The sequence below is a fragment of the Pseudomonadaceae bacterium SI-3 genome (assembly GCA_004010935.1).
Lineage (GTDB): Bacteria > Pseudomonadota > Gammaproteobacteria > Pseudomonadales > Pseudomonadaceae > Stutzerimonas.
Window position 1 is genome coordinate 543,530 of record CP026511.1, and the last position, 23,612, is coordinate 567,141.

Annotated in this window: 17 protein-coding genes; 14 read left to right on the forward strand and 3 right to left on the reverse strand. The window is 58.4% G+C overall.

The annotated features are described in order from the left end of the window. Positions 1–94 precede the first annotated feature (94 nt). Positions 95–2,317 carry a primosomal protein N' gene (locus C1896_02585; protein ID AZZ43906.1) on the reverse strand — a complete coding sequence of 741 codons (2,223 nt, stop codon included), beginning with the start codon at positions 2,315–2,317 and terminating at the stop codon, positions 95–97. Between the two features lie 203 nt (positions 2,318–2,520). On the opposite strand from C1896_02585, the gene C1896_02590 reads away from it, so the two are divergent. The 3 genes from C1896_02590 to C1896_02600 all read left to right on the forward strand — a co-directional run bounded on the left by C1896_02590 (position 2,521) and on the right by C1896_02600 (position 4,947). Continuing rightward, positions 2,521–2,733: a 50S ribosomal protein L31 gene (locus tag C1896_02590; GenBank protein AZZ43907.1), complete on the forward strand. Its 213-nt coding sequence runs from the start codon at positions 2,521–2,523 to the stop codon at positions 2,731–2,733. Between the two features lie 26 nt (positions 2,734–2,759). Then, the gene (locus C1896_02595) at positions 2,760–3,554 is read left to right on the forward strand and encodes a nuclease (GenBank protein ID AZZ43908.1); all 795 of its coding nucleotides are present in this window, start codon (positions 2,760–2,762) and stop codon (positions 3,552–3,554) included. A 124-nt stretch (positions 3,555–3,678) separates the two neighbouring features. Continuing rightward, a complete protein-coding gene (locus C1896_02600; protein AZZ43909.1) occupies positions 3,679–4,947 on the forward strand; it encodes a malate dehydrogenase in 1,269 nt (422 codons plus the stop codon). Positions 4,948–5,077: 130 nt separating this feature from the next. On the opposite strand, the gene C1896_02605 is transcribed toward C1896_02600, so the two are convergent. After that, positions 5,078–7,528, reverse strand: a complete 2,451-nt coding sequence (locus C1896_02605) for a peptidase (GenBank protein AZZ43910.1) — start codon at positions 7,526–7,528, stop codon at positions 5,078–5,080. 184 nt (positions 7,529–7,712) lie between these two features. Here C1896_02605 and C1896_02610 point away from each other — a divergent pair, with 184 nt between their 5' ends. From C1896_02610 to C1896_02660, 11 genes are all read left to right on the forward strand, one after another. After that, positions 7,713–8,777, forward strand: coding sequence for a pilus assembly protein PilM (locus tag C1896_02610; GenBank protein AZZ43911.1), 1,065 nt, complete (start codon positions 7,713–7,715; stop codon positions 8,775–8,777). Continuing rightward, positions 8,777–9,349 carry a pilus assembly protein PilN gene (locus C1896_02615; GenBank protein ID AZZ43912.1) on the forward strand — a complete coding sequence of 191 codons (573 nt, stop codon included), beginning with the start codon at positions 8,777–8,779 and terminating at the stop codon, positions 9,347–9,349. Before C1896_02610 ends, C1896_02615 begins: the two co-directional genes overlap by 1 nt. Beyond that, positions 9,346–9,969, forward strand: coding sequence for a pilus assembly protein PilP (locus tag C1896_02620; protein ID AZZ43913.1), 624 nt, complete (start codon positions 9,346–9,348; stop codon positions 9,967–9,969). The genes C1896_02615 and C1896_02620 overlap by 4 nt, the downstream gene beginning before the upstream one ends. After that, positions 9,966–10,493, forward strand: coding sequence for a pilus assembly protein PilP (locus C1896_02625; protein ID AZZ43914.1), 528 nt, complete (start codon positions 9,966–9,968; stop codon positions 10,491–10,493). Before C1896_02620 ends, C1896_02625 begins: the two co-directional genes overlap by 4 nt. Before the next feature lie 51 nt (positions 10,494–10,544). Then, positions 10,545–12,656, forward strand: coding sequence for a type IV pilus secretin PilQ (locus C1896_02630; GenBank protein AZZ43915.1), 2,112 nt, complete (start codon positions 10,545–10,547; stop codon positions 12,654–12,656). Positions 12,657–12,661: 5 nt separating this feature from the next. Then, a complete protein-coding gene (locus C1896_02635; protein AZZ43916.1) occupies positions 12,662–13,207 on the forward strand; it encodes a shikimate kinase AroK in 546 nt (181 codons plus the stop codon). Between the two features lie 23 nt (positions 13,208–13,230). Continuing rightward, complete coding sequence (locus tag C1896_02640; GenBank protein ID AZZ43917.1) at positions 13,231–14,322, forward strand: 3-dehydroquinate synthase; 1,092 nt, start codon at positions 13,231–13,233, stop codon at positions 14,320–14,322. A 20-nt stretch (positions 14,323–14,342) separates the two neighbouring features. After that, complete coding sequence (locus tag C1896_02645; protein ID AZZ43918.1) at positions 14,343–15,836, forward strand: cell division protein; 1,494 nt, start codon at positions 14,343–14,345, stop codon at positions 15,834–15,836. 171 nt (positions 15,837–16,007) lie between these two features. Next, positions 16,008–20,456: a glutamate synthase large subunit gene (locus tag C1896_02650; GenBank protein AZZ43919.1), complete on the forward strand. Its 4,449-nt coding sequence runs from the start codon at positions 16,008–16,010 to the stop codon at positions 20,454–20,456. 111 nt (positions 20,457–20,567) lie between these two features. Further along, complete coding sequence (locus C1896_02655; GenBank protein AZZ43920.1) at positions 20,568–21,986, forward strand: glutamate synthase small subunit; 1,419 nt, start codon at positions 20,568–20,570, stop codon at positions 21,984–21,986. 162 nt (positions 21,987–22,148) lie between these two features. Further along, positions 22,149–23,213: a uroporphyrinogen decarboxylase gene (locus C1896_02660; protein ID AZZ43921.1), complete on the forward strand. Its 1,065-nt coding sequence runs from the start codon at positions 22,149–22,151 to the stop codon at positions 23,211–23,213. A 55-nt stretch (positions 23,214–23,268) separates the two neighbouring features. Here the strand turns inward: C1896_02660 and C1896_02665 are convergent, their stop codons facing one another. Next, positions 23,269–23,562, reverse strand: coding sequence for a hypothetical protein (locus C1896_02665; GenBank protein ID AZZ43922.1), 294 nt, complete (start codon positions 23,560–23,562; stop codon positions 23,269–23,271). Positions 23,563–23,612 lie beyond the last annotated feature (50 nt).

Sequence of the window (23,612 nt, forward strand, 5' to 3'; positions counted from 1 at the left end):
TTTGGTCGAAAACTGGGCATTATCGGTGCCCCGAGGCCGAACCTTCAAGGCTTAAGGCGCTTAGTTGCGCTGGAGTCTGTGCGACAGGCCAACATCAGAACAGGTCGATTGGGTCAACATCCAACGACCAGCGGACGGTGCGGCTACCCGGCAATGTCTCTACCTGCGGCATCCAGGCGCTCATAAGGTTATGCAGTGGTGCGCGGGCGTTAGCTTGTAGTAGCAGCTGCGCACGAAAACGCCCGGCACGTCGCTCCATCGGAGCGGGCACTGGCCCCAGCAGCTCGACACCCGTCAGGCCGAGTTGCGCTATCAGCTGTTCGGCCTGAATACAGGCTTGATCGAGGAAGTCTTCGGCCTGGCCGGGTTTCACCGCCTCGGCCCGCAACAGCGCAAGATGGCTGAAAGGAGGCAAGCCAGCCGCGCGACGCTCGCTCAGCGCCTGCTCAGCGAAGGCGAAGTAGCCCTGCTCGGTCAGCTGAACCAGCAGCGGGTGGTCAGCCAGGTGAGTCTGGATGATCACTTTGCCGGGCTCCTCGGCCCGCCCAGCGCGGCCGGCTACCTGCACGATCAGCTGAGCCATCCGTTCGCTGGCGCGGAAATCGGCCGAAAACAAACCACCGTCCGCATCAAGAATGGCGACCAAGGTCACGCGCGGGAAGTGGTGGCCCTTCGCGAGCATCTGAGTGCCCACCAGCACGCATGGCTCGCCACGGTTGATGGTGGCCAGCAGCTGCTCCATCGAGCCTTTGCGTGAGGTACTGTCACGATCGATGCGTAGCACCGGGTAGTCAGGAAAGAGCGTTGCGAGTCGCTCCTCCGCTCGCTCAGTACCCGCGCCTACGGGCCTCAGGTCGAGCTTGTTGCAGTCTGGACAGCTATGCGGCGGGCGTTCGGCATGCCCGCAGTGGTGGCAGCGCAGCTCGTTGTGACGCTGATGCAGCGTCATCCTGGCGTCACAGCGAGGGCACTGGCCGATCCATCCGCAATCGTGGCACAGCAGCGAGGGGGCGAAGCCGCGCCGGTTGAGGAAGACCAGCACCTGCTGTCCAGCGGCAAGTGTCTGCGCCATGGCCTGCTGCAATGGGCCGGAAATGCCGGAATCGAGCGGGCGGCTCTTTATGTCCAGGCGCAGAAAGCGCGGCGCTTGAGCCCCTCCGGCACGCTCGGTCAGCTTCAATAACCCGTAGCGCCCGCTGTGCGCGTTGTGCAGGCTTTCCAGCGACGGCGTCGCCGACCCCAGCAAAATCGGGACGTTCTCTTGGCGCGCTCTGACCACGGCGAGGTCGCGTGCGTGATAGCGCAGGCCTTCCTGCTGTTTATAAGAGGCATCATGCTCTTCATCGAGAATGATCAACCCCGGGTTTTTCATCGGGGTGAACAATGCTGAGCGGGTACCGATGATGATGTCCGCCTCGCCGTCCCGCGCCGCAAGCCAGGCATCTAGACGTTCGCGGTCGTTGACATTGGAGTGGAGCAGGGCGATGCGGGCATTGAAGCGTTTTTCGAAGCGCGCCAGGGTCTGTGGCCCGAGGTTGATCTCGGGAATCAACACCAGAGCCTGCTTGCCGGCCTCCAACACCTGATGGATCAGCTGCAGGTAGACCTCTGTCTTGCCACTCCCGGTGACGCCGGCGAGCAGGTATGCCTGAAAGCCATCCAGGCCTGAGTGAATGGCTTCGAAGGCGGCGCGTTGCTGCTGGTTCAGCGGTAATTCCGCCTGCAGCAGCCAGCTGCCCTGGTGCTGCCGAGTCTGGTGGCAGCGCCGGGTCTCGACGCGCAGCAGACCTTTCTGCAACAGCAAATCGAGGCTGTCTTTGCTCAGCTGCATCTGCGAAAGCAGGGCATGCGCCACGCCGTGAGGATGCTGAGCGATGGTCTTCAGTGCTTCGCGTTGGCGTGGCGCCCGGCTCAGTCTCGGATCGTCGGGCCGCGCGCCGTTGACTACATGCCAGAAGCGCTCCTGTCTCGCCTCGGCGGGTTCGCCCTGGCGCAGCAGGACTGGCAGCGCCCAGCTGAGCGTGTCGCCGAGGCTGTGCTGGTAATACTGGGCAGTCCACAGGCATAGCTTGAACAGCGGCGACGGTAGGGGAGGTCGCGCATCGAGCAACTCCAGAGCCGGTTTGAGCTTCGCGTCGGGGACTTCGCTGTGACTGACGACCTCTACCAGTATCCCGATGATTTCGCGTCGGCCAAACGGTACGCGCAGGCGCATACCCGGCTGCAGCCGGGCGTTTGAGACCCCAGCAGGTGGGAGGTAATCGAAGAGTCTGCGCAATGGCGAGGGCAGCGCGAGGCGGAGTATGGATCGGGGCACGCGAAAGTCCTTGGCGGCGAGTGCCGATCTTAAACGATCCGGCGGGGTAGCAGGCTGGCCTGTAGTCTTGGGCTGTGGGGTGAGGCGATATCTGTCCGATCAGCAGCCCTTGCATCGCCTACTTGCTCTGTTATTATTCGCGCCCTTCCGTGCGGTACTCGACATAGGGTCGGGTGGCGGCACAAGTCCTAGAGGATTTTTCCATGAAAGCCGATATCCATCCTAATTACGTAGAAATCGACGCCACTTGCAGCTGCGGCAACGTCATCAAGACTCGCTCTACGCTGGCCAAGAACCTGAGCATCGACGTTTGTTCTGAGTGCCATCCGTTCTACACCGGCAAGCAGAAAGTGCTGGATACCGGCGGCCGTATCGACCGCTTCAAGCAGCGCTTTGGTGTGTTTGGCGCCAAGTAACAAGCTGTCGTCGCTACGGGAATCCGATGAGATTCTCCGAGCAACTGAAAAAGGCGTCCCTGGTGGGCGCCTTTTTCGTTTCTATCTTCTTCAGCTTGCAAGCTGCGGCGCTTTGCCCGGCCAGCGAGCCGCTCTCGCGCGTGAAGGTCGCGACAGTTATTGATGGCGATACGCTGCGGCTGGTCGATGGTCGCAGTGTGCGACTCATTGGGTTGAATGCCACCGAAATGGGCCGTAAAGGGCGCAGTGCCGAGCCGTTTGCAGAGGCTGCAAGGAATCGGCTGCAATCGTTGGTGAGCACCAATGATGGTTATGTCGCTATAAGAATTGGTCGGCAATCCAGGGATCACTACGGACGCGTTCTTGCTCACGCCTTCGACAAACATGGCGAAAATCTGGAAGCGCAAATGCTTGCCGAGGGATTGGGCTTCTTTATCGCCATCGCGCCGAACGTGTCGTTGGCCGAATGCCAGCGAGCGGCGGAGCGGCAGGCGCGTTCTGCTGGCAAAGGGGTTTGGCGGCAACCTCCTGTGATCGCGGTGGACCGCGTGCGTGGCGGTGGGTTTGCGATTGTCAGGGCCCGTGTCGAGCGCATGGAGACCAACCGAGGAGGTGTCTGGTTGGAACTGGGTGGTTCGCTTGTGGTGCAGATCCCTCCTCAGGTCGTTGCCGCTTTCGATGATGCGTTGAAGGGGTTGTCTGGCAAGGATGTCGAGGTCAGGGGCTGGGTTATCGACCGAAAGAGTCGTGGTGATCGGTCGCGGCGGGCGCGTTGGTTGTTGAAGCTAAGCCACCCGTCGATGCTCATGCCTTTGTCCTGAAGCCGTCGCCAAAGTCGTACGGCCAGACCTTGACAGTCAGGTTTTCCGTTCCCTTGTGACGGCGCTCGGTCTTGGCGTATCCTCGACCACCTGTCTGTCCCAGTAAAATAAGCGGAATTGCCCCATGACTGACCTGAAAACTGCCGCTCTCGACTACCATTCCCAGCCCCGTCCGGGAAAGTTGAGCGTCGAGCTGACCAAGCCCACGTCCACCGCTCGCGATCTTTCGCTGGCCTACAGTCCTGGTGTGGCGGAGCCGGTCCGGGAGATCGCCCGAGATCCTGAGTTGGCTTATCGATACACCGGCAAAGGCAATCTGGTTGCGGTGATTTCCGATGGCACCGCAATTCTCGGTCTTGGCAACCTTGGGCCACTGGCATCCAAGCCGGTTATGGAAGGCAAGGGTGTACTGTTCAAGCGATTCGCTGGGGTCGATGTGTTTGATATCGAAGTCGATGCGGAGAGTCCGCAGGCCTTTATCGATACCGTCAAGCGTATCTCCATCACCTTTGGTGGGATCAATCTGGAAGACATCAAGGCGCCTGAGTGCTTCGAGATCGAACGGACCTTGATCGAACAATGCGACATTCCCGTATTTCATGACGATCAGCACGGCACGGCTATCGTCACTGCAGCGGGCATGCTCAATGCACTGGAAATTGCCGGTAAGTCTTTGGAGCAGGCAAAAATCGTCTGCCTTGGCGCCGGCGCCGCTGCAACCTCCTGCATGAAGTTGCTGGTTAGCATGGGTGCGAAAATCGAGAACATCTTCATGATCGATCGCAAGGGTGTTATCCATGCGGGTCGTGACGATCTAAACCAGTACAAAGCAGTGTTTGCACATGAGACCGACAAGCGCACCCTGGATGACGCGCTAGACGGTGCCGACGTCTTCGTGGGCCTGTCGGGCGCCAATCTGCTGAGTGCCGAGGGTCTCAAGCGTATGGCAGCCAATCCGGTCGTATTTGCCTGCTCCAACCCGGACCCTGAGATCAGTCCGGAGCTGGCGCACGCGACGCGCTCCGATGTAATCATGGCAACCGGCCGTTCGGATTATCCGAATCAGGTCAACAACGTGCTGGGCTTCCCGTTCATTTTCCGCGGTGCGCTGGACGTCCGGGCCAAGCGCATCAACGAGGAAATGAAGATAGCAGCCGCGCTGGCGCTGCGTGACCTCGCCAAGCTGCCGGTGCCGGCCGAGGTGGCGGCCGCCTATGGCGTTGACAGTCTGGAGTTCGGTCGGGAATACATCATTCCGAAGCCTATGGATCGGCGCCTGATCACACTGGTTTCCGATGCGGTCGCCAAGGCTGCCATTGAAAGTGGCGTGGCGACTCTGCCCTACCCCTCGAACTACCCGCTTAAGTCTGTCGACGACGTCTTCGGTGGTTGAGTGGTGGTCTATGGCTCCGCTTTGATGGGGCTGTAGTTAAAAAAACCGGCCAATGGCCGGTTTTTTTATCATCGAAATCCCGCAGAACGCTTAGCGGAGCTCGGCTACGCTCTCACGTAGTATTCGACTTTTAGAAAAGATCCATAGGTGCCGTTTCGCTGGCCGGTAGCGGGCTGCCAGGGATGGTTGCGCCTGGCATCAGCTCATCGTTCATGCCGGGCGGTGAATCTTCGCTTCGGAATATTTCGAAATAGGCATCTGGTGTCCCTGGTGCCGCTGCGCGGCCACTGTCAGGGTCGATGCGCAGGGTCAGGATGCCTTCAGGCTCAGCAGGGGCATGTTCAGGTTTGCCCTCCAGCACAGCGCTCATGTACTTCATCCATATGGGCAGGGCTACCGTGCCGCCGTACTCACGGCGACCGAGGCTCTGAGGCTGATCGAACCCGGTCCAGACGGTGGTGACGATGTCTGCGTTATAGCCCGAGAACCAGCTGTCTTTTGATTCGTTCGTGGTCCCGGTCTTTCCCGCAATATCGCCACGGCCCATCGCCAAGGCTTTTCTGCCCGTGCCTCGTTTGATGACGTCTTGCAGCATGCTGGTCATGATGTAAGCGGTCCGATCATCAATGATCTGTTCGGCGTGCCTGGGGGGCTGGGCCAGCTCTGAGCGGTCGTCGGCAATGAACGAGTCGTTCTGTGCGTAGGCAATGGCTGTCGCCTCGGGCGGGGCTCCAGAGGTTGGATCAGCAGTGTTGCGTTCTGGCACGCGCACAGGATCTGCGCTGAATATCACCTTCCCGTCTCTATCCTCGATCCGCTCTATCAAATAGGGCTCTATCTTGTAGCCGCCATTGGCAAATGCTGTCCAGCCGGTAGCGATTTCCATTGGCGTCAAGGTTGCTGTGCCAAGCGCAAGCGACAAGTTCGCTGGCAGGTCTTCGGGCTTGAATCCAAAACGTGTGATGTAGTCGATGGTCTGCGGGATGCCGAGCGTTTGCAGCAGGCGAATCGACACTAGGTTGCGTGATTTGTACAGTGCCTCTCGCAAGCGGATCGGGCCTAGGAAGGTGTTGTTATCGTTCTTGGGTCGCCAAACGCGGTCTAGGCCTTCTTCGACGAACACGATGGGGGCGTCGTTAACAAGTGTGGCAGGGGTGAACCCTGCATCCAGTGCGGCGCTATAAACGAAGGGTTTGAAGCTCGAGCCGGGCTGGCGCTTGGCCTGAATGGCGCGGTTGTAATTGCTTTGCCCAAAGGAAAACCCTCCGGTCAGTGCTTCAATGGATCCATCAAGCGGATCGAGAGATACCAGTGCGCCCTGCGCCTGGGGTACCTGGCTGAACAGCGCTTCGCCTTCGACAATGCGGATCCGAATGACATCTCCCGGTTTGACCACGTCGGACGGTGCCTTCGGTTGCGGCCCCAGGCTGTTGGTATTAATGAATGGGCGGGCCCACTTCATACTTTCCCAGGCGATGCTGTGTTCGCTGCCGTCTCGAAGTAGCGCCTGAACGGACTCTTTTGAGGTGCTACTGACGACAGCCGGTTGCATCCCGGACTGGCTGCGATAGTCACCGAGCTGCCTCAGCCAGTCTGCTTCATCCGTGCCGGCCAGGTGAGCTTCCGGGCCACGATAGCCGTGGCGCTGGTCGTATTCGATTAGTCCCTGGGTAAGGGCTTGGTTGGCAGCGATCTGACGTTCGCTGCTGACGGTAGTGTGGACGCGGAATCCGTCTGTGTATGCGGCGCTGCCGAAGCGGCCGACCATTTCGGCGCGTGCCATTTCGGCAATGTAAGGTGCGTCAAGTTCGGGCGAGGAGCCGTGATAGGACGCATCGACGAGTTCCGCCAATGCTTTGTGATAGCGGGTCTCGTCTATTTTCCCGAGGCGATACATTCGGCCGAGAATCCAGTCTCGTCGCTCCTTGGCTCGTTCCTTGTTCGCGAGCGGATTGAAGGCTGAAGGTGCCTTGGGCAGGCCGGCTATCATCGCCATCTGCGCCAAGCTCAGCTCGCTGATTGATTTGCCGTAGTACACCTGCGCTGCAGCTTCTATTCCGTAGGCGCGGTTTCCTAGGTAGATCTTGTTAACGTACAGCTCAAGGATCTCATCCTTACTCAGTTCTCGTTCAATCTGAAGAGCGAGGAGGATTTCATTGATCTTGCGCGAAAAGCTGCGCTCGCTGGTCAGGAAGTAATTCTTCGCCACCTGCATGGTGATGGTGCTGCCGCCGGTCTGAATATGGCCGGTTTTCAATAATTGCGTGGCAGCGCGCATCAGGCTGGAAACATCAACGCCATAATGATTCGCGAAGTTATCGTCTTCTGCCGACAGCAAAGCGGCGATGAAATCCTTGGGTATTTCATCGAAGCTGATAGGGGAGCGACGCATTTCGCCATATTCGGCGATCAGCTTGTCATCGTGGCTGTAGACACGCAGCGGAATCTGGAGCTGTATGCTGCGTAGCGAGTCGACAGATGGCAGGTTGGGGCTGAGATAGAGAAACGCGCCACTGAGACTGAGCAAAAGTCCGCAGAAAATAGCCAAGCACGACCATAGGAAAAACTTCAGAAAACGCATCGGGTTTCGTTGAATCCAGGATGGGGAATGAGGTGTATGCCGCAGACGGTGCTGAAAGGAAAAACCGTTCACATTATAAGCGGTTTTTCTGTAGGGGAGCCATTTGCGCTTCTGTCAAGGCTGTTATCTAATGCTGACATACATAATTAATCCGTAAGTAGCGGATAGAGATAGGAAATCAGCCGTGCTAGGGCTATTCACTAAGAAAGCGAACACGCTGCTTGGGATCGACATCAGTTCGACGTCCGTCAAGCTACTGGAATTAAGCCGCTCAGGTTCCCGGTATCGGGTTGAGTCCTATGCGGTTGAGCCACTCCCGCCAAATGCTGTGGTTGAAAAAAACATCGCTGAGCTGGAGGGCGTGGGGCAGGCGCTTTCCCGACTGTTAGGCAAGGCAAAAACTGGAGTCAAGTCGGCTGCTGTGGCGGTATCTGGTTCGGCGGTCATCACTAAAAGCATCGAGATGGAAGCCGGGCTCAGCGACGAAGAGCTGGAAAACCAGTTGAAGATCGAAGCTGATCAGTACATTCCCTACCCTCTCGAAGAGGTTGCCATCGATTTCGAGGTGCAGGGTCCCGCCCCTCGTTCGCCTGGCCGGGTTGAAGTGCTACTGGCAGCATGCCGCAAGGAAAACGTGGAAATACGTGAAGCGGCGCTCGCCTTGGCGGGGCTGACGGCAAAGGTCGTTGATGTCGAAGCCTATGCGTTGGAGCGCTCCTATGGCTTGCTGGCGCCCCAGTTGGGTGCTGGACATGACGAGCTGACCGTCGCGCTCGTCGACATCGGTGCGACCATGACCACGCTCAGCGTATTGCACAACGGCCGTACTATTTATACGCGAGAACAACTGTTCGGTGGTCGTCAGCTCACCGAGGAAATACAACGGCGTTATGGGTTGTCAATGGAAGAGGCGGGCCTGGCCAAGAAACAGGGAGGACTCCCAGACGACTTCGACAGCGAAGTGTTGCAGCCGTTCAAGGAAGCGGTCGTTCAACAGGTTTCGCGCTCTCTGCAGTTCTTCTTCGCTGCCGGGCAGTTCCACGATGTGGATTACATTCTTCTGGCAGGCGGTACGGCATCGATCCCGGGGTTGGATCGGCTGATTCAACAGAAAATCGGAACCCAGACTTTAGTCGCCAACCCGTTCGCCGATATGGCATTGAGCAGCAAGGTCAACGCTGGCGCTCTCGCCAGTGATGCCCCGTCCCTGATGATCGCTTGTGGGTTGGCCTTGAGGAGTTTCGACTGATGGCCCGGATTAACCTTTTACCTTGGCGCGAGCAGCTACGCGAAGAGCGTAAACAGCGTTTCCTGGTGTCGCTGGCCGGGGTGGCCGTTGTGGCAGTGGGTTTATTGTTTCTTGCAGACCAGTACTTCACTCATGCCATCGAGCAACAGAACGCGCGTAACGATTTCGTTCGCAAGGAAATTGCCGTTCTGGATACCCGAATCGCAGAAATCAAGGAATTGAGAGAGCGTCGGCAACAACTGCTCGAGCGGATGAAAATTATCCAGGATCTGCAGGGGAATCGTCCGATCATCGGCCGTGTATTCGACCAACTGGTTCGCACGCTTCCCGATGGCGTTTACTTCACCGGGTTGAAGATGACCGGGAAAAACATCGCCATCGTCGGCGCTGCTGAGTCAAACAACCGAGTCTCTAACCTGATGCGTAATTTGGATGGCTCTGATTGGCTGGATGCGCCGAACCTGAACGAAGTGAAGGCCGTCACCGCAGGGGCGGTCGACCAGGAGAGCGTGTTCCAGTTAACGGTACAACAGACACAACCGGCTGCTGCTGTCGAAGGAGAGAAACCATGAGTCTGGCTAGCTCGATGGAGAGTCTCCGTAGCGTCGATCTGTCTGATCTGGACATGAACAACCTGGGTTCCTGGCCCGCAGCGGTAAAGGTCATCGCTGCGATATTGCTGATGGCTCTGATTCTCGGCGGTGGTTACTACTTCTATCTCAGTGATCTGCAGGCCAGCCTCGACCAGCAAGTGGCAGAGGAAGATAGGCTCAAGCAACAGTTCTCCACGAAAGCATTTCAGGCGGCGAACCTGGAGGCTTACAAGGCGCAGATGCTTGAGATGGAAGCGTCCTTTGGTGCTCTGCTGCGCCAGTTGCCGAGTGATACCGAGGTGCCGGGTTTGCTTGAGGATATCACCCGTACCGGCCTGGGCAGCGGGCTCGAATTCGAAGAAATCAAGCTGCAGCCAGAAGTGACACAGCAGTTCTATATCGAGTTGCCGATACAGATCAAAGTCGTTGGCGCTTATCACGACCTCGCCACTTTCGTGAGCGGCGTATCGAGCTTGCCACGCATCGTTACCCTGCATGATTTCGAGATTAAGCCGAACAGTAAGGATTCGTCTTCCAAGCTGCACATGAGCATCCTGGCAAAGACCTATCGCTATAACGATAAGGGGCTGCAGAAATGAAAGGAGCCCGACTTGCGGCGATAGGCCTGGGCATGATGGTGCTGGCTGGGTGCGGTGTCAGCGGAGATTTCGACGATCTGCGCAGTTACATGGATGAAGTGCGTGCCAAGCCGAAAGGTTCGATCGAGCCCCTTCCAGCGTTTCTGCCGTACGAGGCGTTTACCTACAGCGCGGCGTCGTTGCGCCATCCGTTCCAGCCGCCTATGAAGATTGATCTGACTCAGCGGCAGAAAGGGACAAAGGATATAAAGCCCGATGAAAGCCGCATCAAGCAGTTTCTTGAGGAATTCAACATTGAAAACTTCGTCATGGTTGGCACGCTGGCCAATGGCGCAGGTAACTACGCCTTGATCAAAGGTGGTGACGGGGTTCACCGAGTCAAGGTCGGTGACTATCTGGGGCGCAACCATGGCCGTATCGTTGAGATCAGCGAGGCCGAGGTGGATGTGCTTGAAATCGTTCCGGACGGAGAGGGTGGGTGGCTTGAGCGCCCGCGTAGCCTGACCTTGAAAGAGCGTTCTTGAGTCATGGCAAAAATGGAAAACCTATACCGGTCTGCACAACGGAAGCCTTTTATGAATACCACTCTCACTCGTCTCGGTTTGTCAGTGCTGGCAGCGCTCATTTCGCCTGCATTGCTGGCAGCAAATTTGAATTCACTTGATGTCGCATCGTTGCCCGGCGACCGCGTTGAGCTGAAGCTGGCCTTCGACGAACCGGTTCCCACCCCTCGTGGCTATACGCTCGACCAGCCAGCCCGCATCGCTCTTGATCTGCCAGGCGTATCCAGCAAGCTGGGGTCGAAAAACCATGAGCTGGGTGTCGGTAATGCGCGAAGCGTGACCGTTGTGGAGGCGCAGGGACGTACCCGACTCATCGTGAATCTCACTTCTCTGGTTCCGTACTCGACCCGTGTTGACGGCAACAACCTGTTCGTGGTGCTCGGCGAATCCGCTAGTGTCCAAGCTGCTACTTCAGCTGCTCCCGCGGTCTCTACGACGTCTGCCGCACCGAATCCTCCCCTGGCTATTGGAAAATCCATCAGCAATATCGATTTTCGCCGTGGGGATGACGGGGCCGGCAATGTAGTCATTACCTTGTCTGACCCTTCGATCAGCCCAAGTATTGAAGAGCAAGGCGGTAAAATTCGAGTTTCCTTCGCCAAGACGCAATTGCCGGAATCGCTGCGTGTTCGGCTGGACGTCCAAGACTTTGCTACGCCAGTTAAATTTGTCGATTCAAGCAGCAAGGCAGATGGCGCCAGTATTACTATCGAGCCCAGCGGTCGATACGACTACCTGGCGTACCAGACTGACGACAAGCTGACCATTAGCGTCAAGCCGCTCAGCGAGGCAGATGCCGAGCAACGCAAGGCCGAACATTTCACCTATTCCGGTGAGAAGCTTTCACTGAATTTTCAAGATATTGACGTTCGCTCTGTTCTGCAGTTGATTGCAGATTTTACTGACCTAAACTTGGTGGCTAGCGATACCGTACAGGGCAACATCACTCTACGTTTGCAGAACGTACCCTGGGATCAGGCGCTGGACCTGGTGCTCAAAACCAAAGGCCTCGACAAACGCCAGGTGGGGAATGTTCTGCTGGTGGCTCCGGCAGACGAGATCGCCGCGCGGGAGCGTCAAGAGTTGGAGTCCAAGCGGCAAATTGCCGAGCTGGCGCCCCTCCGTCGTGAGGTCGTGCAGGTGAATTATGCTAAGGCAGCGGATATTGCGAAACTCTTTCAGTCGGTGACTGCGGTCGATGGGCAGGCTGACGAGCGCGGCTCCATCGCGGTTGATGACCGCACAAACAATATAATTGCCTACCAAACCCAAGAGCGTTTGGATGAACTACGCCGTATCGTAACTCAGCTGGACATCCCGGTTCGGCAGGTGATGATTGAGGCGCGCATTGTTGAGGCAAATGTTGGCTACGATAAAGCGTTGGGCGTACGGTGGGGTGGTAACGTTGTGAACGATCAGTGGAGTGCCTATGGCAAGGATGGCGCCAGGGCAGTCGACGACGACGGGATCTTGAGACCGCCAGGAACGAAAAAGGTCGGTAGTTATACGCTGGAAGAGGGCACGGCACCGGTTCCTTTTGTGGACATGGGAGTACTAGGAAGCACGTCCGGCGTGGGCATCGGCTTTCTTTCTGATCACCTCCTATTGGATCTTCAACTCTCTGCGATGGAGAAAACCGGAAACGGAGAGGTCGTATCCCAGCCGAAGGTCATGACGGCGGACAAAGAAACGGCGAAGATTCTGAAGGGTACGGAAATTCCCTATCAGGAGGCCAGTTCCAGTGGCGCTACAAGTACCTCATTCAAAGAAGCGGCTCTATCCTTGGAAGTAACCCCTCAAATCACGCCGGATAACCGCATCATTATGGAGGTCAAGGTCACTAAAGACGCACCAGACTTCCGCAATGCGTTGAACGGCGTCCCTCCAATCGATAAGAACGAAGTCAACGCCAAGGTTTTGGTCAACGATGGGGAAACTGTCGTTATCGGTGGTGTGTTCTCCAACAGCCAGTCGAAAAGCGTCGACAAGGTTCCGTTTCTAGGCGATGTGCCTTATCTTGGCCGCTTGTTTCGTCGCGATGTCGTGACGGATGCCAAATCTGAACTGTTGGTGTTCCTTACACCTAGAATCCTGAATCATCAGGCCATCGCCGTGAATCGTTAACGTCATTGAAAAACATTATCCTCGTAGGTCCGATGGGAGCTGGAAAAAGCACCATCGGACGCCTGCTTGCCAAGGAGCTTCGTCTCCCCTTTCGGGACTCCGACAAGGAGATCGAGCAGCGGACCGGTGCCAGCATTCCGCTGATATTCGACGTTGAAGGCGAACAGGGTTTTCGGGAGAGGGAGCACGTCGCAATTCAGGAGCTATGCCAAATGGGCGGCGTCGTGCTGGCAACGGGTGGCGGTGCGGTGCTTAGAAAGGACAATCGCGAAGTATTGCGCACAGGCGGGCGCGTTATCTACCTGTGCACTTCGGTCGATCAGCAGCTTGACCGTACCTCCCGGGATCGCAATCGACCGTTGCTGCGAGCTTCGAACCCCCGCGAGGTGCTGACCGGTTTGATGGTTGTTCGGGACCCGTTGTATCGCGAAATTGCCGACATCATCATTCAGACGGACGAGCGCCCCCCGCGCCTGGTGGTGCAGGAGATTCTCAGTCAGCTCCAGTCTCCTGGGGCTCGTGAAAGCTTGGGCCGATCTGCGCTATCCTAGTCCCCTTTAATCATGGGGGCCCCATGCAGACTCTACAGGTCGATCTCGGCGAGCGAAGCTACCCGATCATGATTGGTGCGCAGCTCATCGATCAGGGTGAGCTGTTGGCCCGCCATATCCGTGGCAAGCAGGTTGCAATCGTTACTAATGACACCGTTGCGCCGCTCTATCTTGAGCGCCTTTCGCGCAGCCTTGGCGAATTCAAGCTGACCCCGATCGTGCTCCCCGATGGAGAGGCGCAAAAGAACTGGCAGACCCTGCAGTTGATCTTTGATGCGTTGCTCTCGGCTAGGCATGATCGCAACACCACGATCGTCGCGCTGGGCGGCGGCGTCATCGGCGATATGGCCGGTTTCGCAGCTGCCAGCTACCAGCGAGGCGTCGACTTCATTCAGGTTCCGACAACTCTGCTATCTCAAGTCGATTCCTCGGTGGGCGGTAAGACGGGTATCAATCATCCGCTCGGCAAGAACATGATCGGTGCGTTCTACCAACCGCAGGCAGTGCTGATCGACACTTCCACTCTGGCAACTCTGCCGTCGCGCGAGTTGTCCGCCGGCCTCGCCGAGGTCATCAAATACGGATTGATCTGTGACGAGCCGTTCCTCGGCTGGCTTGAGGAGAATATCGACAGGCTTCGAACGTTGGATCAAGTGGCGCTCACCGAAGCGATAAAGCGTTCCTGTGAGGCTAAGGCCAAGGTGGTTGGAGCGGACGAGCGAGAGTCAGGCATTCGCGCCACGCTCAATCTTGGTCATACGTTCGGCCATGCCATCGAGACCCATCAGGGCTATGGAGTATGGCTGCACGGCGAGGCGGTCTCGGCGGGCACGGTCATGGCCCTCGAGATGTCGAGCCGGCTGGGGTGGATTAGTGCCGATGAGCGAGATCGCGCAGTGCGCTTGCTGTCGCGTGCCGGTTTGCCAGTTGTGCCTCCAGTCGACATGAGTGCTGAGGATTTCCTAAAGCACATGGCAGTCGACAAGAAAGTGCTGAACGGCCAGTTGCGATTGGTGCTGCTCAAGCGCCTGGGCGAAGCCGTGGTAACCGGTGACTTCCCCCGTGAAGTGCTAGAGGCCACATTGAACGTCAACTACGACGCGCTTACGCAATAGTCAGAACCTAAGAGATTTCCATGTCCAGTTTGTCTGCTGACGATTCGTATCTGAATCATTACGGGTTCAGTCATGATCCCTTTGCTGCACGCGTACCCGGCTTCAAGTTCTTCCCAGCTCAGCGCAAGCCAGTGCTTGGGCAGTTGCATCACCTTGCTCGCTACAGCCAGTTGCTACTGGTAGTGACGGGGCCCGAGGGTAGCGGCAAAACACTGGTGCGTCAGGCCCTTGTGGCCAGCAGTAACAAGCAGGCGGTTCAGAGCGTGGTCATCTCGCCACAGGAAACGCTCGATTCGAACATTCTTTTGCAGCAGATCGCCCAAGCGCTTGGCAGTCAGCGCGCCGACTTCGACTCGATCATGGCGCAGATCATTCAATTGGCGTTGACCGGTCAGGAAGTGTATCTGCTGGTCGATGATGCCGAACGGCTTACGGGGGCGGCCGTCGAAACCTTGCTGCGACTCGCTCAGGGTAGCCCTGAAGGGCGGCCGCACGTCTTTCTCTTCGGTGAGCATACTCTGGTGGCGCGTCTGGAGGCGTTGGTAGAAGGTGAGGAGCGCTTCCATGTGATTGCGCTTCAACCGTACGAGCAAGATGAAACTCGCGAGTATCTCGCGCTGCGCCTCGAAGGGGCTGGATCTGGGCTGGATTGTTTTACTGAAGAGCAGGTCGAGCGAATTCATGTCGATTCCGGCGGATGGCCGGGTGCCATAAACCAGACCGCTAGAGAGGAGCTTCTCGAGGCAATGCAGCAGTCGAAAGGGCGTCGAAAGTCGGCCGGATGGAGCTTGCCGCTACCCATGAAGCACGTGCTCGCTCTGGTCGTCGTCGTTTTCATCGTCTTGATCACCTTGCTGATGATGCGAGGCTCGGATGACTCGTCAGCGACGGCTGTCACCACCGCATTGCCGCTGGGGACGGCCCCGGTAACCGAGGCGCTTGACGAGGAGGCCGATACGGCGTCGGAGATCGTCCCGGTGCCGCCTGCTCAACTGGTTATCCGAGAGCCACTTGCTGCTGCTGGTAGTGCCGAGGCGGATGATTCATCGGCACAGGCTATCGAGGAGCCGGCGCCTGTTGAGGAACTGGCTGACGACAGTATTCAAGCGCCTGCAGAAATCGCCGCCCCGGTGGCAGTGGAGCCTCCGGCCGCTCAGCCCAATCGCGTAGCCGAGGTGCCGCGGGAACCCGTGCGTCAAGTTGTCGCGGATGCGCCTGCCTCCCCTGCGAACTGGTACGCCAACCAGTCCAAAACCAACTACCTGGTTCAGGTGTTGGGTACGCGGACCCAAGCGAACGCTGAGGCATTGGTTAAACGGCAAGGTGACGGTTTCCGTTATTTTGTCAAGCAGCATGAGGGTAGGCCCTTATATGTTGTGACCTACGGCAGTTTCCCCAGTCGTAATGCTGCGTTGGAGGCCATCAAGAAATTGCCGCCCTCGCTGCAGGCTGGTAAGCCTTGGGTGCGGAGTTTCATGAGCGTCCAGCAGGAAATCTCGCCGACTCGCCAGTGATTGCCCCAAAATAGTGCGCGGTGCCCTGTTTTGGGGCTTGCAAAAATAAAATTGTGTCGCTCTACCGGGCTTTGTAAACTGCTCCCCCTTTTGCCCACGTGTATGACGGGGCGATTCTGTGCGCCGTCAATAAGGGGTTGATTTACAACGCATTTAGCTGGTGGAGTGCCTATGAGAGCAGGTCTGTTTCGTCCTGAAGAGTTCAAGGATAACTGCGGCTTCGGTCTGATCGCCCACATGCAAGGCGAGGCAAGCCATCACCTGCTTCAGACCGCAATTCAATCACTCACCTGCATGACTCACCGGGGCGGCATCAACGCTGACGGTAAGACCGGCGATGGTTGCGGCCTGCTGATGCAGAAGCCTGACGCGTTTCTTCGCGCCATGGCCAAGCAGCATTTCGATGCCGATCTGCCGGCGCTTTACGCCGTCGGGATGATCTTTCTCAGCCAGGACGCGGCCAAGGCGGAAACGGCCCGGACCAGCCTCAACGAGCAGATTGCTGCCCAGGGTCTGACCCTGGTTGGCTGGCGTGAGGTTCCAGTCGATACCACTGTTCTGGGCCGTCTCGCCTTGGAGCGCCTGCCGCGCATCGAACAGGTATTCGTCTCGGCGGAAGGCCTGTCCGAACGTGATTTCGGCATCAAGCTGTTCTTCGCCCGCCGCCGTGCCGAAGTCGCCCTCGCAGGTGACAAGGAATTCTACGTCTGCAGCCTCTCCGACAAAGACATCATCTACAAAGGTTTGATGATGCCGGCGGACCTGGCGCAGTTCTATCCCGATCTCGGCGATGAGCGTCTGGCCACGGCCATCTGCGTGTTCCATCAGCGCTTCTCCACCAATACGATGCCGCAATGGCCGTTGGCTCAACCGTTCCGTTTCCTCGCTCATAACGGCGAGATCAACACCATCACCGGCAACCGCAACTGGGCGCAGGCGCGCCGACTGAAGTTTGCCAATGAGCTGCTTCCAGACCTGGAAGCCCTCGATCCGCTGGTCAACCGTACGGGCTCAGACTCCTCAAGCATGGACAACATGCTGGAGCTGTTGGTCACCGGCGGTATGGATTTGTTCCGTGGCCTGCGCATGATCATTCCTCCGGCCTGGCAGAACGTCGAGACGATGGATCCCGATCTGCGCGCCTTCTATGAATTCAACTCCATGCACATGGAACCTTGGGACGGTCCTGCGGGCGTAGTGCTGACCGATGGACGCCATGCGATCTGCCTGCTCGACCGCAATGGTCTGCGCCCTGCGCGCTGGGTTACGACGACGAACGGCTACATCACTTTGGCTTCCGAAGTGGGTGTCTGGGATTACAAGCCGGAAGACGTGATCGCTAAGGGTCGTGTCGGGCCAGGGCAGATCCTGGCGGTGGATACCGAAACCGGACAGGTATTGCATACCGATGACATCGATAGCCGTCTGAAGTCTCAGCATCCGTACAAGACCTGGTTACGCCAGAACGCGTTGCGTATCCAGTCGACCCTGGACGATAACGACCATGGCTCGGCGTTTTACGATGCCGACCAGCTTAAGCAATACATGAAGATGTTCCAGGTCACCTTCGAAGAGCGTGACCAGGTTCTGCGGCCTCTTGCGGAGCAGGGTCAGGAAGCCGTCGGCTCCATGGGCGACGACACGCCGATGGCCGTGCTGTCGCGCCGAGTTCGCTCACCGTTCGACTACTTCCGTCAGCAATTTGCGCAGGTCACCAACCCGCCGATTGACCCGCTGCGCGAGTCGATCGTGATGTCACTGGAAACCTGCCTGGGCGCAGAGCGTAACGTCTTCGAAGAAACCGCCGATCACGCCAATCGCGCGATCCTGACCACACCAGTGATCTCTCCTGCGAAATGGCGGACGATCATGGAGCTCGACCGTCCAGGTTTCGAGCGCCATCTGATCGACCTCAACTACGACGAGTCTCTCGGCCTGGAAGCGGCGGTTCGCAATATCGCTGACCAAGCCGAAGAGGCTGTGCGCAGCGGCAAGGTCATGCTGATCCTCAGCGACCGCAACATCCAGCCAGGCAAGCTGCCGGTGCATGCATCGCTGGCCGTAGGTGCTGTCCATCACCGCCTGATCGAAACCGGTCTGCGCTGCGACTGCAATATTCTGGTTGAAACCGCCACTGCACGCGATCCGCATCACTTCGCCGTTCTGATCGGTTTCGGTGCGACCGCTGTCTATCCGTTCCTGGCGTTCGAAGTGCTCGGCGACCTGATCCGCACTGGCGAAGTACTTGGCGACCTCTACGAGGTGTTCAAGCACTACCGCAAGGGGATCTCCAAAGGCCTGCTGAAGATCATCTCGAAGATGGGCATCTCAACCATCACCTCGTACCGTGGCGCTCAGCTGTTCGAAGCCGTGGGTCTGGCTGACGAGATTGTCGATGTCAGTTTCCGTGGGGTCGCCAGCCGTATTAAGGGTGCGCGCTTCGTCGATCTGGAAGCCGAACAGAAAGCGTTGGCGACCGAGGCTTGGAGTGCACGCAAGCCGATCCAGCAAGGCGGCTTGCTGAAGTTCGTCTACGGTGGTGAATACCACGCCTACAACCCCGATGTCGTAGCGGCGTTGCAGGTCGCCGTGCAGGAAGGCGACTACAGCCGCTTCAAGGAATACACCGCACTAGTGGATCAGCGTCCAGCGGCGATGCTGCGAGACCTGCTCAAGCTCAAAGTGTCGGAGCAGCCGCTTGCGCTTGAAGAAGTCGAGCCGCTGGAACAGATCCTCAAGCGCTTCGACTCCGCCGGCATTTCGCTCGGCGCGCTGTCCCCGGAAGCGCACGAGGCGATTGCTGCGGCGATGAATCGCATTGGCGCGCGCTCCAACTCCGGTGAGGGCGGTGAAGATCCTGCGCGTTATCGCACTGAGCGCAGCTCGAAGATTAAGCAGGTGGCTACTGGCCGCTTCGGTGTCACGCCTGAATACCTGGTCAACGCCGAAGTACTGCAGATCAAAGTCGCACAGGGTGCCAAGCCCGGCGAAGGTGGCCAGCTGCCGGGTGGTAAGGTCAACGGCCTGATCGCTAAGCTGCGTTACGCGGTGCCGGGCGTCACGCTGATTTCGCCGCCGCCACACCACGACATCTATTCGATCGAGGATCTGGCCCAGCTGATCTTCGACCTCAAGCAGGTCAATCCCAAGGCGCTGGTTTCGGTCAAGCTGGTGGCCGAGCCTGGGGTCGGCACCATTGCCGCTGGCGTTGCCAAGGCCTACGCCGACCTGATCACCATCTCCGGCTACGACGGTGGCACAGGCGCCTCGCCGTTGACCTCCATTCGTTATGCCGGATCGCCCTGGGAACTTGGCTTGGCCGAAACGCACCAGACCTTGCGCGGCAACGACCTGCGGGGCAAGGTTCGCGTACAGACCGACGGCGGGTTGAAGACCGGCCTGGACGTGGTCAAAGCCGCTATTCTCGGCGCCGAGAGCTTCGGTTTCGGCACCGCCCCGATGATTGCGCTGGGTTGCAAGTACCTGCGTATTTGCCATCTGAACAACTGTGCCACCGGTATCGCCACGCAGAACGATCAGCTACGCAAGGACCATTTCATCGGCACGGTCGACATGGTGGTCAACTTCTTCACCTTCGTGGCTGAAGAAACCCGCGAGTGGCTGGCACGGCTTGGTGTGCGCACCCTTCAGGAGCTGATTGGGCGTACCGATCTGCTCGAGCTGCTGCCAGGTGAAACTGCTAAGCAGAACCATCTGGATCTGTCGCCATTGCTCGGCAGCGATCACATTCCGGCCGACAAGCCGCAGTTCTGTCAGGTGGAGAAGAACCCACCGTTCGATCAGGGGTTGCTGGCCGAGGAAATGGTCAAGCTCGCTCGTGCTGCCATTGATGCCAAGAGTGGCGGTGAGTTCGAACTGGACATCTGCAATTGCGACCGCTCCATCGGCGCCCGGGTCTCCGGCGAGATCGCCCAAGTGCATGGCAACCAGGGCATGAAGGACGCGCCGATCACCTTCCGCTTCAAGGGCACCGCCGGTCAGAGCTTCGGCGTCTGGAACGCGGGCGGCTTGCATCTGTATCTGGAAGGGGATGCCAACGATTACGTCGGTAAAGGCATGACCGGTGGCAAACTGGTGGTTACCCAGCCCAAGAGCAGCGTTTTCGAATCGCAGCATTCGGCCATCGTTGGCAATACCTGTCTGTATGGCGCCACGGGCGGCAAGTTGTTCGCTGCGGGTACCGCGGGTGAGCGTTTTGCCGTGCGTAACTCTGGCGCCCATGCGGTTGTGGAAGGCACCGGCGATCATTGCTGTGAGTACATGACCGGCGGTTTTGTCTGTGTCCTCGGCAAGACCGGTTATAACTTCGGTTCCGGTATGACCGGCGGTTTCGCCTATGTTCTGGATATGGACAACAGCTTCGTCGACCGGGTGAACAACGAACTGGTCAACCTGCAGCGGATCACGGGTGAGGCCATGGAAGCCCACCGTAGCCATCTACAGGAAGTGCTGCGCGAATATGTCGCCGAAACTGGCAGCGCATGGGGCGCGAAACTCCTGGAAAACCTCGACGACTATCTGCGTCGTTTCTGGCTGGTGAAGCCAAAGGCGGCCAACCTGGCGTCACTGCTGTCGAGCACTCGGGCCAACCCCCAATAAAAAGCAGGTTCAAGCGGCAAGCCTCGGCAAGATGCCCGAGGCTTGCCCCGCTCCGTGATTGTCACGCAGTCTGCAGCCTTGGGCTTGCGGCTGCCGCTAAGAGGTTTTGAAATGACTGAACGTCTGAATAACGACTTCCAGTTCATCGAAGTCGGGCGCAAGGATCCGAAGAAAAAGCTGCTGCGACAGCGCAAGAAAGAGTTCGTCGAGATCTATGAACCCTTCAAGCCGCAGCAGGCCTGTGAACAGGCTCACCGCTGCCTCGGTTGCGGCAACCCTTACTGCGAGTGGAAGTGCCCGGTTCACAACTACATTCCCAACTGGCTGAAGCTGGTTTCGGAAGGCAACATCCTCGCCGCGGCCGAACTGGCGCACCAGACCAATACCCTGCCGGAAGTCTGCGGGCGCGTCTGCCCGCAGGATCGCCTGTGCGAGGGTGCCTGCACGCTGAATGACGGTTTCGGCGCGGTTACCATTGGTTCCGTGGAAAAGTACATCGCCGATACCGCCTTCGCCATGGGCTGGCGTCCAGACATGTCCAAGGTCAAGCCGACCGGCAAGAAAGTCGCCATCATCGGGGCTGGACCGGCCGGTCTGGGCTGTGCTGACGTACTGGTGCGCAGCGGCGTGGCCCCGGTGGTGTTCGACAAGAATCCGGAAATCGGCGGATTGCTGACCTTTGGTATTCCAGAGTTCAAGCTGGAGAAGACGGTCCTCAGCCGTCGCCGTGAAATCTTTACCGGGATGGGGATCGAGTTCCGCCTGAATACCGAAGTGGGCAAGGACGTGACCATTGACCAGTTGCTCGCCGACTACGACGCCGTGTTCATGGGCATGGGCACCTACACCTACATGAAGGGAGGCTTCCCCGGTGAAGACCTTCCTGGCGTCCACGATGCGCTGGACTTCCTGATCGCGAACGTCAACCGCAACCTCGGGTTCGAGAAGTCGCCGGAAGACTTCGTCGACATGAAAGGCAAGAGAGTCGTGGTTCTGGGCGGTGGCGACACGGCGATGGACTGCAACCGCACCTCCATTCGCCAGGGCGCCAAGAGCGTGACCTGCGCCTACCGTCGTGACGCAGCGAACATGCCAGGCTCGCGCAAGGAAGTGAAGAACGCCAAGGAGGAGGGCGTTAAGTTCCTCTTCAACCGGCAACCCATCGCTATTGTCGGCGAGGGCAAAGTTGAAGGGGTCAAGGTCGTCGAGACGCGCCTTGGCGCGCCGGATGCCCGTGGCCGTCGCAGCCCCGAGCCGATTCCCGGTTCCGAGGAAGTGCTGCCAGCCGATGCCGTGGTAATTGCGTTTGGCTTCCGTCCGAGCCCGGCCGATTGGTTCGAAGGGCAGGCCATCCAGACCGACAACCAGGGCCGCGTCGTAGCACCAGAGATGGGGCAGTTCAAACACCAGACCAGCAATCCAAAAATCTTTGCAGGTGGCGATATGGTGCGCGGCTCCGATCTGGTGGTGACGGCGATCTTCGAAGGGCGTCAGGCTGCCGAAGGCATCCTCGACTATCTCGAAGTCTGATTTGGAAGGCGGGTCATGCTTCTCTGACCCGCCGAGCGGGCGCGCCGCTACGCCGGAAAAGCCTGACCAGAATCAAGCCCATAGATAAAAGGCACGGCGCTCGCCGTGCCTTTTGTTTTGTGCTTTGCGACAATGCCGCCACTTTTTCGCTGGAACCCAGACATGACTGCCTTGAAGAATGATCGCTTTCTCCGCGCCTTGCTCAAGCAACCTGTCGACGTCACCCCGGTGTGGATGATGCGACAGGCCGGGCGCTACCTCCCGGAGTACCGGGCCAGCCGCAGCAAGGCGGGCGACTTCATGAGCCTGTGCATGAATCCCGAACTGGCCTGTGAAGTCACCCTTCAGCCGCTTGAGCGCTACCCGCTGGATGCGGCGATCCTGTTCTCCGACATCCTCACCGTGCCGGACGCGATGGGTCTGGGGCTGTACTTCGAGACAGGCGAAGGGCCACGGTTCAAGAAAGTCGTCAGCAACATGGCCGATATCGAAGCGTTGCCGGTTCCGGATCCCGAGAAAGATTTGGGTTACGTGATGGACGCGGTACGCACCATTCGCCGCGAGCTTAACGGCCGCGTACCGCTGATCGGCTTTTCCGGAAGCCCTTGGACCTTGGCAACCTATATGGTCGAGGGCGGTTCGTCGAAGGACTTCCGCAAGTCCAAAGCCATGCTCTACGAAAATCCCCAAGCGATGCATGCGCTACTGGATAAGCTCGCGCAGTCGGTGACCAGCTACCTCAACGGGCAGATTCTCGCCGGTGCCCAGGCAGTGCAGATTTTCGATTCGTGGGGCGGCAGCCTTTCTGCCGCCGCATATCAGGAGTTCTCCCTGGCCTATATGCAGAAGATCGTCGATGGGCTGATCCGTGAACAGGATGGTCGCCGTGTGCCGGTGATTCTGTTCACCAAAGGCGGTGGGTTGTGGCTGGAAACCATGGCAGATACCGGAGCTGAAGCGCTGGGCCTCGACTGGACATGCGATATCGGCAATGCGCGGGCGCGAGTGGGCGACAAGGTCGCGCTACAGGGCAATATGGATCCCAGCGTGCTGTTCGCCAAGCCGGATGCCATTCGTGCCGAGGTCGGGCGCATCCTGGCCAGCTTCGGTCATGGCAACGGGCATGTATTCAACCTGGGTCACGGCATTACCCCCGAAGTCGATCCGGCTCACGCCGGCGCCTTCATCGAGTCGGTTCACGAGCTCTCGGCGCAATACCACCGCTGATTCGTTGCCGAAAAAAGAGCCGCTTAAAGCGGCTCTTTTTTGTTCAGGCTTTCGCTCAGGGCTGTTGATAGTGGCCTGGCGTAGTGCCTGGTTCATGTTCGTGAACCAGTTTGGTAACGCGGATATCGGTAATACCGATGACTTCGGCCTGTTCAAGTATCTTGCCCTCTCCAGCTCCCGCCTCCGGCATCACCAGGCTGTTTTCGGCGTCGCCGTTGTGAAGCTCGATGAGATGCCGAGCGGCACTGGCCTGCGACATGCGTTCTTCTTCCGAGTCAATGACGTGGTTACGCGGCTCGTTCTGGAAGAGGTAGTTGATTTCGAACTTGTGCGTTGACTTGCCAAACATGGGCAGCTCCTTGAAGTGGAAGGTTCTGCTTCTGTTGACTCGCCGGTCCA

Bases quoted from the DNA above. Each gene is read 5' to 3' on its own strand.
- C1896_02590 (AZZ43907.1), top strand. From the start codon at position 2,521: ATGAAAGCCGATATCCATCCTAATTACGTAGAAATCGACGCCACTTGC.
- C1896_02595 (AZZ43908.1), top strand. From the start codon at position 2,760: ATGAGATTCTCCGAGCAACTGAAAAAGGCGTCCCTGGTGGGCGCCTTT.
- C1896_02600 (AZZ43909.1), top strand. From the start codon at position 3,679: ATGACTGACCTGAAAACTGCCGCTCTCGACTACCATTCCCAGCCCCGT.
- C1896_02605 (AZZ43910.1), bottom strand. From the start codon at position 7,528: ATGCGTTTTCTGAAGTTTTTCCTATGGTCGTGCTTGGCTATTTTCTGC.
- C1896_02615 (AZZ43912.1), top strand. From the start codon at position 8,777: ATGGCCCGGATTAACCTTTTACCTTGGCGCGAGCAGCTACGCGAAGAG.
- C1896_02620 (AZZ43913.1), top strand. From the start codon at position 9,346: ATGAGTCTGGCTAGCTCGATGGAGAGTCTCCGTAGCGTCGATCTGTCT.
- C1896_02625 (AZZ43914.1), top strand. From the start codon at position 9,966: ATGAAAGGAGCCCGACTTGCGGCGATAGGCCTGGGCATGATGGTGCTG.
- C1896_02630 (AZZ43915.1), top strand. From the start codon at position 10,545: ATGAATACCACTCTCACTCGTCTCGGTTTGTCAGTGCTGGCAGCGCTC.
- C1896_02640 (AZZ43917.1), top strand. From the start codon at position 13,231: ATGCAGACTCTACAGGTCGATCTCGGCGAGCGAAGCTACCCGATCATG.
- C1896_02645 (AZZ43918.1), top strand. From the start codon at position 14,343: ATGTCCAGTTTGTCTGCTGACGATTCGTATCTGAATCATTACGGGTTC.
- C1896_02650 (AZZ43919.1), top strand. From the start codon at position 16,008: ATGAGAGCAGGTCTGTTTCGTCCTGAAGAGTTCAAGGATAACTGCGGC.
- C1896_02655 (AZZ43920.1), top strand. From the start codon at position 20,568: ATGACTGAACGTCTGAATAACGACTTCCAGTTCATCGAAGTCGGGCGC.
- C1896_02660 (AZZ43921.1), top strand. From the start codon at position 22,149: ATGACTGCCTTGAAGAATGATCGCTTTCTCCGCGCCTTGCTCAAGCAA.
- C1896_02665 (AZZ43922.1), bottom strand. From the start codon at position 23,562: ATGTTTGGCAAGTCAACGCACAAGTTCGAAATCAACTACCTCTTCCAG.